This is a genomic window from Pseudohaliea sp. (genome assembly GCF_040217025.1).
Lineage (GTDB): Bacteria > Pseudomonadota > Gammaproteobacteria > Pseudomonadales > Halieaceae > Pseudohaliea.
On sequence record NZ_JAVJOA010000010.1, the window covers coordinates 17,856 to 31,132 of the forward strand.

General features: G+C 59.2%; 16 protein-coding genes. 10 read left to right on the forward strand and 6 right to left on the reverse strand.

Annotated features, from left to right (window positions below; all coding sequences use genetic code 11):
* Positions 1 to 74: 74 nt before the first annotated feature.
* Positions 75 to 1,298, forward strand: coding sequence for an ABC transporter substrate-binding protein (locus tag RKE50_RS11365; RefSeq protein ID WP_350036551.1), 1,224 nt, complete (start codon positions 75 to 77; stop codon positions 1,296 to 1,298).
* Entirely contained in the window at positions 1,279 to 3,030 is a 1,752-nt protein-coding gene (locus RKE50_RS11370) for a GGDEF domain-containing protein (protein WP_350036552.1), read from the forward strand. Before RKE50_RS11365 ends, RKE50_RS11370 begins: the two co-directional genes overlap by 20 nt.
* A 31-nt stretch (positions 3,031 to 3,061) precedes the next feature.
* Here RKE50_RS11370 and RKE50_RS11375 read toward each other — a convergent pair whose 3' ends face one another.
* Positions 3,062 to 3,250, reverse strand: a complete 189-nt coding sequence (locus tag RKE50_RS11375) for a hypothetical protein (protein ID WP_350036553.1) — start codon at positions 3,248 to 3,250, stop codon at positions 3,062 to 3,064.
* 123 nt (positions 3,251 to 3,373) lie between these two features.
* Here RKE50_RS11375 and RKE50_RS11380 point away from each other — a divergent pair, with 123 nt between their 5' ends.
* The 4 genes from RKE50_RS11380 (at position 3,374) to RKE50_RS11395 (ending at position 6,542) form a co-directional block, all read left to right on the forward strand.
* Positions 3,374 to 3,589, forward strand: coding sequence for a hypothetical protein (locus tag RKE50_RS11380; protein ID WP_350036554.1), 216 nt, complete (start codon positions 3,374 to 3,376; stop codon positions 3,587 to 3,589).
* An 85-nt stretch (positions 3,590 to 3,674) separates the two neighbouring features.
* On the forward strand, positions 3,675 to 3,893 hold the full coding sequence (locus RKE50_RS11385) for a hypothetical protein (protein ID WP_350036555.1): 219 nt from the start codon (positions 3,675 to 3,677) through the stop codon (positions 3,891 to 3,893).
* On the forward strand, positions 3,894 to 4,271 hold the full coding sequence (locus RKE50_RS11390) for a hypothetical protein (RefSeq protein WP_350036556.1): 378 nt from the start codon (positions 3,894 to 3,896) through the stop codon (positions 4,269 to 4,271). It abuts the gene before it with no gap.
* A gap of 333 nt (positions 4,272 to 4,604) precedes the next feature.
* Positions 4,605 to 6,542, forward strand: coding sequence for a hypothetical protein (locus RKE50_RS11395; RefSeq protein WP_350036557.1), 1,938 nt, complete (start codon positions 4,605 to 4,607; stop codon positions 6,540 to 6,542).
* A 556-nt stretch (positions 6,543 to 7,098) separates the two neighbouring features.
* Here the strand turns inward: RKE50_RS11395 and RKE50_RS11400 are convergent.
* The 3 genes from RKE50_RS11400 to RKE50_RS11410 form a co-directional block, all read right to left on the reverse strand.
* Positions 7,099 to 8,220 (reverse strand): GGDEF domain-containing protein, encoded by a 1,122-nt coding sequence (locus RKE50_RS11400; protein ID WP_350036558.1) that lies wholly within the window; start codon positions 8,218 to 8,220, stop codon positions 7,099 to 7,101.
* A 295-nt stretch (positions 8,221 to 8,515) separates the two neighbouring features.
* Entirely contained in the window at positions 8,516 to 9,208 is a 693-nt protein-coding gene (locus RKE50_RS11405) for a glutathione S-transferase family protein (RefSeq protein ID WP_350036559.1), read from the reverse strand.
* Positions 9,186 to 9,665 carry a cupin domain-containing protein gene (locus tag RKE50_RS11410; protein WP_350036560.1) on the reverse strand — a complete coding sequence of 160 codons (480 nt, stop codon included), beginning with the start codon at positions 9,663 to 9,665 and terminating at the stop codon, positions 9,186 to 9,188. Before RKE50_RS11410 ends, RKE50_RS11405 begins: the two co-directional genes overlap by 23 nt.
* 98 nt (positions 9,666 to 9,763) lie before the next feature.
* On the opposite strand from RKE50_RS11410, the gene RKE50_RS11415 reads away from it, so the two are divergent.
* Entirely contained in the window at positions 9,764 to 10,630 is an 867-nt protein-coding gene (locus RKE50_RS11415) for a LysR family transcriptional regulator (RefSeq protein ID WP_350036561.1), read from the forward strand.
* Positions 10,631 to 10,696: 66 nt separating this feature from the next.
* Here the strand turns inward: RKE50_RS11415 and RKE50_RS11420 are convergent, their stop codons facing one another.
* Positions 10,697 to 11,116, reverse strand: coding sequence for a DUF2267 domain-containing protein (locus RKE50_RS11420; protein ID WP_350036562.1), 420 nt, complete (start codon positions 11,114 to 11,116; stop codon positions 10,697 to 10,699).
* A gap of 167 nt (positions 11,117 to 11,283) precedes the next feature.
* Here RKE50_RS11420 and RKE50_RS11425 point away from each other — a divergent pair, with 167 nt between their 5' ends.
* The gene (locus RKE50_RS11425; protein ID WP_350036563.1) at positions 11,284 to 11,901 is read left to right on the forward strand and encodes a LysE family translocator; all 618 of its coding nucleotides are present in this window, start codon (positions 11,284 to 11,286) and stop codon (positions 11,899 to 11,901) included.
* Here the strand turns inward: RKE50_RS11425 and RKE50_RS11430 are convergent.
* Positions 11,898 to 12,362, reverse strand: a complete 465-nt coding sequence (locus tag RKE50_RS11430; protein ID WP_350036564.1) for a GNAT family N-acetyltransferase — start codon at positions 12,360 to 12,362, stop codon at positions 11,898 to 11,900. The genes RKE50_RS11425 and RKE50_RS11430 overlap by 4 nt on opposite strands.
* 107 nt (positions 12,363 to 12,469) lie before the next feature.
* Between RKE50_RS11430 and RKE50_RS11435 the strand changes: the two genes are divergently transcribed.
* A complete protein-coding gene (locus tag RKE50_RS11435; RefSeq protein WP_350036565.1) occupies positions 12,470 to 13,000 on the forward strand; it encodes a DUF2975 domain-containing protein in 531 nt (176 codons plus the stop codon).
* Entirely contained in the window at positions 13,000 to 13,218 is a 219-nt protein-coding gene (locus RKE50_RS11440; RefSeq protein ID WP_350036566.1) for a helix-turn-helix domain-containing protein, read from the forward strand. Before RKE50_RS11435 ends, RKE50_RS11440 begins: the two co-directional genes overlap by 1 nt.
* The last annotated feature ends 59 nt before the right edge of the window (positions 13,219 to 13,277 follow it).

Genomic DNA, 13,277 nt, shown 5'->3' on the forward strand with positions numbered 1-13,277 from the left:
CAACCGAACCTGAGGATATCACTGGTATGGCCCGGGTGGACAGAAAGAGAAGGACTCTGCTAAAAGGAACAGCCGTGGGGTTCGCCGCTTCGACGCTGCCATTTCCCGCGATCATCTCCGCACGCGATGCCCAACCTGTAGTTCGGGTGATCGGAACCCACGTGACACTGCAGGAGCCCCTTCGACTCCGGGCCGAGCGCGACCTCGGCATCAAGCTGGAGTTCAGCCCCGGCGGCAGCGCGCAGGTACTCCTCAAGGCCTCCACGAGGCCGCAGGACTTCGAGATTTACGAGCAGTGGTCCAATAGTATCCGCGTGCTCTGGCAGTCACGCGCCATCAAGCCCATCGACGCACGACGCATTCGCTACTGGGATGAGCTCAATCCCCTGAGCAAGACTGGCAGGCTGTCCGCGGAAGACACCATCGGTGCCGGCGATGCGCCAAATCGCATCCTCTATGCACAGCCAGACGGCTCGCTGGACGAGACGCCGCGTGAAGAAATCAGCTACCTACCTTATGTCCACAATGCGGACTCAATCGGTTACAACCCGCAACAGGTAGACGAGGGCGAGCCCTACCGTGAAGAAAGCTGGGGCTGGCTGCTGGCGCCGGAGCACGCAGGACGCGTCGCCATCGTAAACGCACCAGCCATCGGTATCTTCGATCTGGCTCTCGCCGCACGGGCGCAAGGCCTGATGGAGTTCGCCGACATCGGCGCCATGAGCCGAGAAGAAATCGATACCCTGTTCCGGCATATGCTTCGGTACAAGAAAGCCGGACACTTCAGGGGGTTCTGGAATTCGGTGCCCCATTCCGCGGCGCTCATGCTGAGTGGGGATGTGGTGGTTCAGAGCATGTTCTCCCCCGGGGTTTCCATAGTGCGAAGCGGGGGGATGCCCTGCCTTTATGCTGCACCCAGGGAGGGCTATCGGGGGTGGCATGGCACCATGTGTCTGTCGCGACACGCGAGCGGCGAACGTGAGGCCGCCGCCTACGAATACATGAATTGGTGGCTGAGCGGCTGGCCGGGCGCTTTTATAGCCCGGCAGGGCTATTACATCAGCAACCCGCAGCGCTCACGGCCTTACATGAGCGAGGCAGAGTGGGATTACTGGTACGCCGGCAAGCCTGCACGGGAGGCGCTCAGGGGTCCGGACGGGAAAATCACGGTGCAAGTCGGAGAGCAGCGACGAGGCGGTTCGTACGAGAAGCGCTTTGCCAATATCTCTGTATGGAACACCGTAATGCCCAATTTTGACCTGACGCTGCAGCACTGGAATGAACTCGTCGTCGCCTGATGGCAGCGATCCGACAGGCCTGCTGGACAGGCTGACGCTGAGGCAGCGCCTCGCGCTGGGTTTTTCCATCGGCATGATGGCCACGCTTACGGTTGCGGTGCTCTTCGCCGCCGCCTTCGAGTTCAATGCTCGCCAAGCAGCCAACTTAAGGCGGTATAACCAGGATCTCACGCTGGTGCTGCAGTTTTCCCGAGCTGTGGGTGAGATGCAGCTCGCCGCGTCGCGCTACTTTTCGCTGGGTCACGGGACCGCGTACGAGAAAGTACAAAGCCTCTACGGGGAGTGGGCTGACATGCAGGCTCGCTGCAAGAGAGAAGCCTGTCTGTCGATCGGCAAGGGCGCGATTTTTTCTGATGCGCTCGATCACCTCACGACCTTCCACGATAGCTTCCTTGCGGTTGTCGAGAACCGCAGGGATATTCTTGGTAGTCTAGAAAGCGAGTTTGCCGACGCGCAAAGCAGGTTACATGACGCTGCCGGCACCGGAGATTCGGGAAGAGAGTTCTCGCTGAGCGATGCTGCGGCGATGAACAGTATTCACGATCACCTGACGGCGGTAGAAGCGCAGCTCGTGGCCTTCTTCCACAGCATGAACTCAGATCTACTGTTTAGCGCGGAGTCACAGCTCGAGGAAATGCGCGACCACCTCGATGTCCTCGGCGCAGCCGGAGATACCACAGCGCAAGGCCCCGTCTCCGCCGACTACCGCTATATTCTGGGAGTTGCGTACGCCAACATTCAGCGTATCCGCGGCTACGCCTACCTGGTCAATGTGGTCATGGCCTCTGAAGCTAACGAGATGCACTTTCTGGCCGAAACCACAGCCAAACGCGTGCTCGAGGATATTGATGCCCTGCAGCGAGAAATCGACCATACACGTCGATTTACTGCGCTGACGCTGCTGGCATCGATCGTCGCTGTCGCAGTCGTCGCTCTCTTGCTACTGCGGCGCGTCACACTCTCCATCACGCGACCGCTGCGGGCAGTCGCCAGTGCTTTCCGGAGTTTAGCCAGCGGTGGGGAGGAGCCGATCCGGATTCGAAGCTACCACGAGGACGAGATCGGCGACCTGGTCACGGCGGCGCGGGCATTCCGCGACGAAAATACGAAGGTGCGCCAGTTACTCCACGATTACGAGGCCCTTAATGCAAGCCTCGAGGCAAAGGTGGATGCTCGCACGGAGGAACTGCGGGTCAAGGCCGTCGAGCTCGACCGCCTTGCGTCGACCGATAATCTTACCGGCGTGAGCAATCGCCGCGTCCTCGACACCACCCTTGGCCGAGAACTTGCGCGCGCAGAGCGCTATCGCGTCACGCTCGGCGTCGTGCTGTTCGATATCGATCTGTTCAAGTCCATTAACGACACCTACGGCCACATAAACGGAGACAAGGTCCTCGTCAGGCTAGCCGCCGTAGTCGCCGGTGTGCTTCGCAACACAGACATCTTCGGTCGCTGGGGCGGCGAGGAGTTCATGGTGCTCTGTCCCCAGTGCACTCTCAGCGAGGTCACGGAGGTCGCAAAAAAGATTCGTAGCGCCGTCGCGAGCGCGGACTTCATCCCCGGCAGAACGGTCACGATAAGTGCTGGAGTAGCAACGAGTGCCCCGGGAGAAAGTGGCGAGGCGCTGATTGCCAGAGTCGACAAGGCGCTCTATCTGGCCAAGGCCTCGGGGCGAAACTGCGTAATGACAAGCCCGGAACGGCCAACATCTACGGGGGCAGGCCTTCGGTAGAACCACGGGCAAGACCCTCGCCAGGGATTACTTACAGACGAATCATCCCCGCGCCGAATACCAGCAGCAGCTGGACGACAAGCAAGCGGCCCTCGACGCCGCCCTCGCCGAGACGGCCGAGCTCCAGGCCACCATCGACAAGCAGCTCGAAACGATCAAGGAGCTGACCGGCAAGGCCAGCGACACCCAGAAGGTCGAGCAGCGCAACCGCGAGCTCCACAACCGCGCGGACGACCTCCAGGGCGAGATCGCCGAGCTGAAGCAGCGGCTGAAGGCCCTGCAGAAGGACCTGAACGCTGCCCGCGAGGAGAACAAGGCGCTCAACCAGTTCGACCCGGCGCGCATGAAGAAGAACCTCGATGCGAGCAAGAAGAAGCTCGCCGAGAAGCAGAAGGACAACGAGAGCCTGCAGAAGGCGCTGAAGGAGAGCCGGAAGGAGCAGGCGGCGCTGGAGCGCAAAGTAGCCGAGCTTGAAGCCAAGCTGGCCGAGACGGACGCAGGCGACGACAGCGAGGCCCCGGTGGACGCGCCGTCACAGGACCGGGCATCGGCCGCCTGACCGGTTTCAGCGGGCTGTCACTCCTTGAGTACAGGCACCGACCATGTCTAACTCCTCGGGCATTGTGCGCACTGCCGGTGAAGGCGTGGGCCACTTCCTCGCCGGCATCCCGCCGGCACTGATCGATTTCTTCAGTGGTATCGCCGTCGGCGCCGGCCTGCACGGCGTGCTCGCCTGGGCGGCGATGATCTTTGGCCTGGGGCTGCTGCTATCAGCCGTGCGCGGGCTGCGCAGACAGCGCATCGTGGGGCCAATGATTGGCGGCGCTATCGGCGTGGCTTTGATGGGCTGGGCGATTGCTTGAGTGCTGACACCGCCGCTGGGCTACTGGATGAAGATTGCCCATGGCAAGAGGGTGCGCCAACCGAAGCTGCCCACCAAGGACACACCCGCGGATGCAATCGTGGACCTCTACCCACGGGAGCCTCACCGCAACCATTACGAAGATCAAGAAGGCCTCCCAATCCCCGAGGCCGAGCGCACCGCCGTGGAAGCCGCCTGTCAGGTACACGAGGAGCTACCCAAGAAACGGCTGCCTGTAGTAGTCGACCTGCGCCGAGTCCTGCGGGAGGTCCACGAGAACACTAATGGCCAAAGGATCATCGGGGGTTCGGCACCGATTTTACGGACAGTTTCGTTCAACCCATGGAAGCGGAGGGAATTTAAAACACTCTTGCTGTAGCTGGCCTACAGGTGCCATCGCTGGGCAGCGGCACGTCCCAGCTGTGCCGACTCGTCCCAGCTGTGCCGACTGTAGATACGAGACGAGCCGAGATATGTTTCGCGGCCGGGAACGCCATGCTAGCAGCCGAATGAGGACAGATAGCTCGACGGCGACAAAAGTTCGGCAAAACATCGACGAAGCCTGACTTGACCTCATTGGCTACATCGGTGAATCTGGACACAGTGACCTGAGACTACCTATTCTTTCACCGGTAGTCGTGACATTTCCTTGGCCTGTGGCCTCCGGATCGGATACGGCACGCGTCTTGAGCCTCGATCAGGAGCCCTGCCTATGCAGCACTGTCTCAGGAAGACCATCCCGCTTTTCCTGCTCGCAGCAGTACTATCCGGCTGCAAGATTCAGATTAGCTCGCCGATTGGCGGCTCCGTGACGACAGCGTCGGGCAGCTACCGGTGTGGAGCCTCGGAAACCTGCGTCGTGGAGGTCGAGGACGCCACCTTCGATGAGAGTTTCACGGCCGCGGCGGAAGACGGCTATGAGTTCCTCGGCTGGTCTCAGAAGCAACGGGGTTTCTGCGGCGGCAGAACAAATGCGTGTGCGCTCCGCACCACCGGCTTCCCGGGTAACCCCTCCCTGATGCAGATCTTGCGTTCCGAGGAGACATTCTACCTCGACCCAATTATTCGCCCGCTGAATACGCTGAGCTTTATGGTCGATCTCTGGACCGACGATTACTTCGTGATCAACAGCTCCCGTCGCGGGGTCATGGCGGTTCGCATGCCATCAAGTGCTGACCGTATCATTGAAATCAGCTGGTTCCAGGATGGTGTTTGGTACACCGCCACGCCAGGACCCAGCGCACTCTCCGCCACGGGAAGCCCGTCGGTTTTCGTCGTGAACACAGCCAGCACAACGGCAGCCTACCCGAAACAAGGCGATGGCGTTCCGCCCGGTGAACGCTCACTCTATCGGGACGAGGACAATAACGCCCAAGCACTTCTCGATTCCTGCTCCGAGGGGAGCTTGGAAGAGAACATAGATGGACTCCTGCTGGACAGCTACTCCCTATTTCTCGATGCAGCGGGGGAAGACGCTCGCTTCGACTCCAGCGTGGCGGCCTTTACCGGGGTTGGTGGCTTCATCTGCCCCAGCACGGAGCGCGAGTGGGCGAAAAAACTCCAGCAAGGCGCCCTCGATGAAGCCGAGGAGGCGCCCGTGATCGGGCCGATAATCGAAAGCCTGCGAAATCTCCAGAAGGAGGTAACGGGTGTGTTCGAACTCGTCGACGAAGTCGATTGCTTCCTCGACGAACGAGCCTGCATCAAGGGCGCGGTCGCTCTCACTGATCCAGGCTCGCTCGGTTCATTCCCTGACGATGTAACCCCCCCGCCAGGGATGCTCTCTTTCACGGATGTGGCGTACCGGGTTACGGACCCCGAAGCAGAGGCATGTAACGATCCGGGGTATCTCGTCGCCAAGACCTTCAATGCGACCGAGGGCCGGGTGCCCTTCGATTTGTCTGCGGAACTCATTGCCGACACGCCGGGGCAGTGGTGCGGTCAGGGGATAACTCATCGCTGGCTGCTCAAGAAAGAGGCCAGCCTGGTCGATGGCCAGTTTGTAAGCACCTTCGGAGAGATCAAACGCTCCGGGCGTCGCTTCAGTTATGTCTTTCGCGAGCCAGGCACATATTTTCTTTCACATACGGCCCTACTGCCTGATGGTTCTGTACTGATTCGTGGAAACACCACGCAGATTGTGGTGAAGGCGCCCAGCGGATCTGTGGCGGACACGGGCTGGATCATCTTCGTGCGGAACGTTATCCGCGAAGAGGAGTGCCTGGGCGCGGATTTCCCGGCAGCCAGCAATGGGGTCCTGGAGACGGATCTCGGCTACGGATGGTCCGTCATGAGACAGCGAGGCGATAGTGTCTCTCTGTTCGATGATCGAACTTATGAATGGGCGATCAGTGGCTTGACGATGGTAATTGAAGATCGGACCGATTACGTCGGCGGGCTCTTTGAGAGTACCTATGGCGAAATCATCTTCGCTGGAGATTTTCGATCCTTCTCGGGGTTTATTGAGAGTAACTACCCTGAAACGGATGAGAACGGTAACTCGTATCAGTGTAAGGAGACCGATTTCCTGGAAGGCCGCCGCTCGACAATCGACGCCTATCTGGATCAGATCGAGCAGGACTTCGGATTAGACGCGCGCGCCGCCGCAAGGGCAGAGATCTACGGCGATCCGGAGAAGTATGTTCCCTGACTGAGTCGCCAGAAGATCCGGCACACATGAAAAAGAACGCCGAGAAGGCCGACCTCCAGGCAGTGCGTGACCGCGCCAGGGCCAGAAAGGCCAGCGCAGGTCTACAGATTGAAATGGCAGCCCGGCGCGCTACGAAGACTTCTCCTCGCCATGGGGATATCCCGGCACGCCCACATCATCGTCATGGATGAACCCACGAACCACGTGGACCTCCCTTCCATTGAGGCTCTGCAGCAGGCACTCGCCTCTTGCCCCTGCGCACTCCTTCTCATCAGCCATGACCAGCAATTCATTGACGCCGTCGGTGCACGCCAATGGAAGATTGAAGATGTGAAACCGGGCGCTGCAGAACTTTCAATCTCCTGATGAAGGAGGCACCCGCCGCACCCTGTCTCATCGACCAGATTTCTGCATCTCCCACCGCCCGCCTCGGCGCTTGTGGGACGCCGGTGTTGAGCTGCAAACCACAGCGACCATGCACGCATCTTTGCCGACGCGCCTAAGCACTGGCGCCTGCATGGATTCAGGGGCTCTTCGCTACAGCCATAAAGACCGATCAGTCAACACTGAGCATGGCTGCCGTGCAGACCGCGTTTCGTCCCATATGCTTTGCCCCATATAGGCTTTCGTCTGCTGCACGCAGCAGATCTTTGGGTGCCTGCATCTCTACTGAGCGGCTCGCGACGCCGACGCTCAAGGTTACTAGACTGCCTCGGGCCTTGATTCCCAGTGCCTCGACAGCACTTCGCACTTTTTCACCGATCTGCATCGCCTCGGCCTGCGGCGTGGCCGGGCACAGCACGAGAAACTCATCGCCGCCAAGGCGACAGGCAAGATCATCTGTACGAAAACTCGCCCGTATTTCCCTGGCTACCTGTCGCAGCACTTCATCACCAGCATCGTGGCCCTGCTGGTCATTCACGTCCTTAAAGTGATCCAAATCAATCATGAGACAACTGAGTGGGGCTGCATCAGCCCAATGCTTGTCAAGGAAATCCGTGGCCCGCCGGCGGTTCGGCAGGCCCGTAAGCTGATCCTGCATAGCGAGCTCATGCATGGCATCGCTCAGGCGCCGCAGCTCACGGGTGCGGGATTCAACCTGTGACTCCAGCGAAGTGTTGATGCGCCGTAACTCGCGATTCTTCTCCTCCACGATGTGTAGCAGACCGACAATCGCATCCAGCAGCGGCTGGAGGGGGCCAGCATCTCGTGCGAGCTCCGTGTTGTAGGCTTGCTCGGGGTCCTTGCCCTCGGCGATCGCGGTCAACTGCCGTGCCATGGATTGATCTATCCCGAGAATATGATAGCCGAGCCAGTGCACCAGGTAGTCGTGAAGACCTCGGGCCTCATCTTCTTCCATGATAGCCAGGTCCCGCTCTAGTCGCTCGACCTCTACCTCGAAGGCCCGATGCGCCTGCTCATGATTCTCACGGGCCAATGGATGCAAACCGCGGCCGCGCATCAGCGCTTCTTCCTCACGAAAATGGTACTCGGTATAGTTCCGAAGCCGGGCGACAACCGCAGCGCAATCCCGAGGCGACAGACTGCCATCGCACAGCGATCGACCGAAATCATTAATGAGATCTACCAGCGCGCGATGCTGATCATCGACAGCCTCGATGCCCGTGATGAAATGCTCGTCCCAGAGGAAAGTCTTCAGTTGCGAAGCGGAGTCCATAGCGTCCCTGAGAGCTTGAATAATCGTTTATGGAGCCTCGAAAGATACACTGCCAGGCGCAGCATGGTAAGTCCGTGCGCTGCGCCTCATCCCAGGGCCACTAGACAGCCGCAATCGACTTCTGTTCAAGATCCGTGCAGTGATGAAGAAGAACCTCGATGCGAGCAAGAAGAAGCTGGCCGAGAAGCAGAAGGACAACGAGAGCCTGCGGAAGGCGCTGAAGGAGAGTCTGGAGGAGCAGGCGGAGTAGGCAAAAAGTGTCCACAGAACCCGGGGCATTCCACTCTTACAGAACCTAGTCAAGCATTCCTATGTATCGTGGCTGACGAGAGATCCGATCTAGCCATGATGAAACTGCAGGGTAACGCTCCAACTCATACCCACCCTCGTCAGCTAAATGAGTGTAGGCATACAGGCTGATATCAGCCGTCGTCATCCTGTCGCCGGCAACAAATTCGCTAGTATGAAACTGCTCTTCCATTACCGAGAGCGCCCGGTGACCGCCCTGCTGCCTGCCTTCGTACTCTGCTTCTTTCTCTGCAGGCCTACCCAGGTAGACGTTGATGTAGCGCGCAACCGCTATGTAGGGCTCATGCGAATACTGCTCGAAGAACTGCCACTGCTGCACTTTCGCCAACTCATAGGCATCGTTCGGCAACAGAGACGAATGACGCGCCAGGTAATTGATGATCGCATTTGACTCCCACAGACAACGACCATCCGATAGCTCCACGGCAGGAATTTTGCCGTTTGGATTGATTCTCCGGAACTGCTCAGTCTTCGTATCCTGCGAACGAATATCGATCGGTATCCAGTTGTACGCAATGCCCAGAAGCGCGCACGTAAGTCGCACCTTGTAGCAATTGCCCGACCGTTGATCCCCATAGACATTCATAACATTCAGCCGCCGTTCAGCGCAGGCGTGACATCGCCCAGCTATGGACCCTTTGCGGTAGAAAAGCTGATCATTTGAGCGGTAAAGCTTCAACAACCGGCCCGACAATCTCTTGAGCGCAGCGCCTGCAAATCTCCGCCACCTTTGACTCTTCGTGGGGTAAGGTCAGCTGAGACAACTCAATGAAGAAACGCTCATGGCCCGCAGGGGTGGAAACAAGCGTCATAGTTGCCTCATTCGAAGTCAAAGCACGGAAACTGTGGATCTCTCCCTTGTGAACAAAGATGCAGTCCCCAGCTGCCGCCTCCACCCGAGAAGCGCCAACTAAAAAGAGGAACTTGCCATCCGTAACCTGGAACACTTTGTCCTCTTCGGGAGAAACGTGCGACGGTGCTCCCTTACCCTGAGACACTCTCATCTTGATGACCGATAAGGGTGTTCCATCTCTCGCTTCAAGGAGCACCGCGGCCTCGATCCCTGAGAAGTCTACGACAGTCTCTGCAGACAAGACCGGGCTGTTTCGTTCAATACGATTCGTATGCTGTTTCATGGTCTCGACCCTCTGATAGTGGCTGCAGTCAGTCTAGACCCACCACGCAGTGATGATTAGACTCGCGCAGCTGCCCAGCCTGTCCATTGGACTGACCAATGAAGAATCTCATCCATCTCAATACATTCATCGAGGTCGTCCGCGCCGGGGGATTCAGTGCCGCGGCCAGGGCCATGCAGATACCAAGGTCCACGGTTAGCCTGCACGTGAAGACACTGGAAGATGAAGTCGGTGTGAGGCTGCTCAGGCGCTCCACCCGGGCAATTGCTCTAACTGAAGAGGGGCGTTTTCTGTATGAGAATGCGAACGACAGCCTGGAGGCGCTGCAGCGGGCCCTCGAGGAGCTGCAAGGTGAAACCGGCGAGCTGTCAGGCCTGATTCGCGTGACTGCCCCGGCAGATTTTCCAGGAGAAGCACTGGCTGACGCAGTCACCGGCTTCAAGCGCCTTCACCCAAAGACACGGTTCGAGCTGCTCCTGACTAACACGACCCTGGACATGGTCGGCAGCAACATCGACATCGCTATCGGGTTTACGCAGCGCACAGACGAAAACCGGGTAGCCAGGAGGCTGATGAGTGTGCCTTGGGGGTTCTTCGCCCATAGCACCTGGCTGACGGAGCACGGCGAGCCGCAGGACTCTGCGGACCTAAGCGACTTCATCTCCCCGCCGCCAGCCGTGCGCGCAATGCTGGAGCAGCAAGTGCTCTTAAACGGGCTTCTGCCAAAATCGACCATCATGGCTAGCAGCCAGCTCATGGTCCGGGACCTGGTGCTCGCAGGGGCTGGCGTAGGACTGCTCCCGAAGGGCATGCTCGACTTCGCGCTTCAGGCGGGAATCGTCAGGGAGATCCTGGGTTCGTTAGCAGTCGGCGAAACCGAGCTGTCTCTTGAGTTCCCCGGGCGCGCAGACATCCTGCCCCGGACCCGAGCATTTGCAAGCCACTTTGAGTCCTGCCTGCGCTGATGAAGGCCTCATCAAGGCGGCTGGTTCTCGGCTGACGCCGCTAGTCGTCCGCAGCACTCCGACTAGCTAGCGCCGCCAGAAAGCCTGTGCTGGACCTGGCAGTTGAGCAAGCATGTCTTCGAAGCGCACGCGATCCACATGCTTCCAGAGTGTGCGAGCAACAGCTTCGAGCGCATGATCCGGACTAAAGTTGTGCTTCTGCCGAAGTGCCCTGACCTCCTTCAAGAGCACCGTGTCATCGGTAAATGCTTTGCGAGGCTCATCAACGTCCCACTGGTCCACGAAAAGAGCGCGAAGTCCAACTGGCAGCGCGTTGGAAAAGCGGATAGCGTCTTCCAGGGAGAGCCGTCGCCGAAAGGCCTGGAACACTCCCTGAACCATCGTGTAGGTCTGATGACTGCTCGTTAGTCCGCTGGCTTCACGTACTTCCAGCATGAAGTCATAGAAGTCATCGCGCGCACGGGAGTATTCCAGCGGAAAAGGCAAACCTCAATCCTCCAGCATCATCGACTCAAGGCTGCGATCGCCCGAGCCTTTTGCTCATGATTGCGACACGATGCCGGCAACGGCGCGCCGCATGCACTTTGCCCGGATCACCGCGGGCGCCTATCATCGGCCAGAGTGATTTGTTCAGCAACAGAGCGTGACCATCGATGAGCCTGTTGGATATGTTTGCCCTCTTCGGGATCATGGCGTGCCTCGCTGCTTTGCCCAGCTCAAGCGTTGCCCTGGTCGTTGTGCATTCCGCAGCCGCCAATCTGCGCTCCGGGCTCGCTGTGTCGCTGGGTATCGTCGCCGGAGACCTGCTGTTCGCCACCCTCGCGGTCGTCGGCATGACGACCCTGGCTGAAGCTCTGGGATCCCTTTTCATATTGCTCCGCTACTGTGCCGCCGCCTACCTGCTTTGGCTGGGCGTCGGGCTAATCCGGTCCGCAACTAGTGACGCTTCCAAGAGCGAGTTCCCGGTGGCTCGCACGCTCCATGGCAGCTTTCTGGCTGGTTTTCTTCTCACACTGGGCGATGTGAAGGCCATCCTGTTCTACGCAAGTCTGTTCCCCGCATTCGTCGATCTAGCGAACCTCTCCGCCGGAGACATGGCTATCATCATGGTCATCACGGCGCTGGCGGTAGGCGGCGTCAAGGTTGTCTACGCGGTCGCGGCGCAGCGGGTGGCCCTCACGGTGGGGCGTTCGAAGTGGAAGAAGCCCGCCCAGATGGCAACAGGCGGCCTGATGCTCGGTGCAGGCGGCTACCTGGTCGCGAAGCCCTAGGCGTCTAGCTCCAGGTGGTAACACTGGTTATGAGGCCCGTTGAAGTAGTCTGCGAAAGCGTCCCCCGGCTGAAAGCCATTCTTCAGGTAAAACGCTATCGCAGGCTTGAACGCGTCACTGGTGCCTGTCTCGAGACTGATACGTTGGATGCCCTCCTCGACCGCCCTGGCAAGCATGTAATCAAGAATGGCCTGCGCTGCGCCTCTACCCAGATACTCAACGTGCGTTCGCATCGACTTCAACTCGACGTGACTTTCAGTCATTCGCCGGAGTGCCCCCACCGCCGAGAGCCGCTCATGCTCCCATGCACCGTAAATCGTGATGTCCGGGGTGGCCAATCCCGACAGATTCAACGCAAAAGAGGTGCCCGGCGGCGAAATCTCGTTCATGTGCCGCTGGTGATAGGTTAGAAGTTCTCGGACCTGAGGATCTTCGAGCGAAACTTCTTCAAGTCTCAACATGACCGGACCTACTTTGCCCGCATGGGCGCATCGCGCTCACCTTGACCCTTACTGCCGCGCTGTGATTTGATCGCAATTTATTGTTTTACAGTAAACATGAGGATTCCTTGGAAAACAAGTTGGTCAGGCGCTGTCGCCTCCTCGCCGTTGTCGCGCCCGGTGTAGCGGCGCTTCTGCTCCTCCGGGCGCTCTGGCTCTGGGTCGAGTTCGAGCAGCAGCTGCTCCCCTACTACCAGGCGCAGGGCATCCGGGTAACGATGGAGAACCTGGCCGCCTGGCAACACGCTGCAGCGGCGGTGGTAGCAACGACACCGCTTCTGCTCGTGTGCAGCGGGTTGGTCCGTGCCGGCCGAGTTTTCCGACTGGTGGCAAGGGGGGAGCGTATTGCCGTTGGCGTGGTGCGGCACCTGGCAGCGATCGCCTCGCTGGTTCTCTACGCGGCCCTTGCTAAGATTCCCGCCGATGCGCTGGTCAGCGTCCTGCTGACCTTCAACAATCCGGTCGGAGAGCGCTCGTTGCGGCTGGGTTTCTCCTCGGCTGAGCTCGTCGGCATCGTCGCAGCAGGCCTTCTATGGGCACTTGCCTGGACCCTGCGAGAAGCCGTAGCCCTTCGCCGCGAGAACGACGCCTTCATCTGATGCCCATCATCGTCAACCTGGATGTGATGCTGGCAAAGCGCAAGAAACGCTCACGGGACCTCGCTGCCTATGTGGGGATCACGGAGCAGAACATCTCGACCCTCAAGAATGGCCGTGTCCGCGGCATTCGCTTCAGCACACTCGAGAAGATCTGTGAATTCCTGGACTGCCAGCCGGGCGATCTGCTCGCTTACGACCCGGAGGATGATGACAGGTGAATTTATTGTTTTACAATAATTACTGACCGTATTAGATTCAGCTCCCGGACTACAGAGGA

What these genes read in the sequence shown, in the direction of transcription:
- RKE50_RS11430 (WP_350036564.1), bottom strand. Translation starts at nt 12,362, where the DNA reads ATGTTGAGACTTGAAGAAGTTTCGCTCGAAGATCCTCAGGTCCGAGAA.
- RKE50_RS11440 (WP_350036566.1), top strand. Translation starts at nt 13,000, where the DNA reads ATGCCCATCATCGTCAACCTGGATGTGATGCTGGCAAAGCGCAAGAAA.
- RKE50_RS11395 (WP_350036557.1), top strand. Translation starts at nt 4,605, where the DNA reads ATGCAGCACTGTCTCAGGAAGACCATCCCGCTTTTCCTGCTCGCAGCA.
- RKE50_RS11370 (WP_350036552.1), top strand. Translation starts at nt 1,279, where the DNA reads ATGAACTCGTCGTCGCCTGATGGCAGCGATCCGACAGGCCTGCTGGAC.
- RKE50_RS11380 (WP_350036554.1), top strand. Translation starts at nt 3,374, where the DNA reads ATGAAGAAGAACCTCGATGCGAGCAAGAAGAAGCTCGCCGAGAAGCAG.
- RKE50_RS11400 (WP_350036558.1), bottom strand. Translation starts at nt 8,220, where the DNA reads ATGGACTCCGCTTCGCAACTGAAGACTTTCCTCTGGGACGAGCATTTC.
- RKE50_RS11425 (WP_350036563.1), top strand. Translation starts at nt 11,284, where the DNA reads ATGAGCCTGTTGGATATGTTTGCCCTCTTCGGGATCATGGCGTGCCTC.
- RKE50_RS11415 (WP_350036561.1), top strand. Translation starts at nt 9,764, where the DNA reads ATGAAGAATCTCATCCATCTCAATACATTCATCGAGGTCGTCCGCGCC.
- RKE50_RS11410 (WP_350036560.1), bottom strand. Translation starts at nt 9,665, where the DNA reads ATGAAACAGCATACGAATCGTATTGAACGAAACAGCCCGGTCTTGTCT.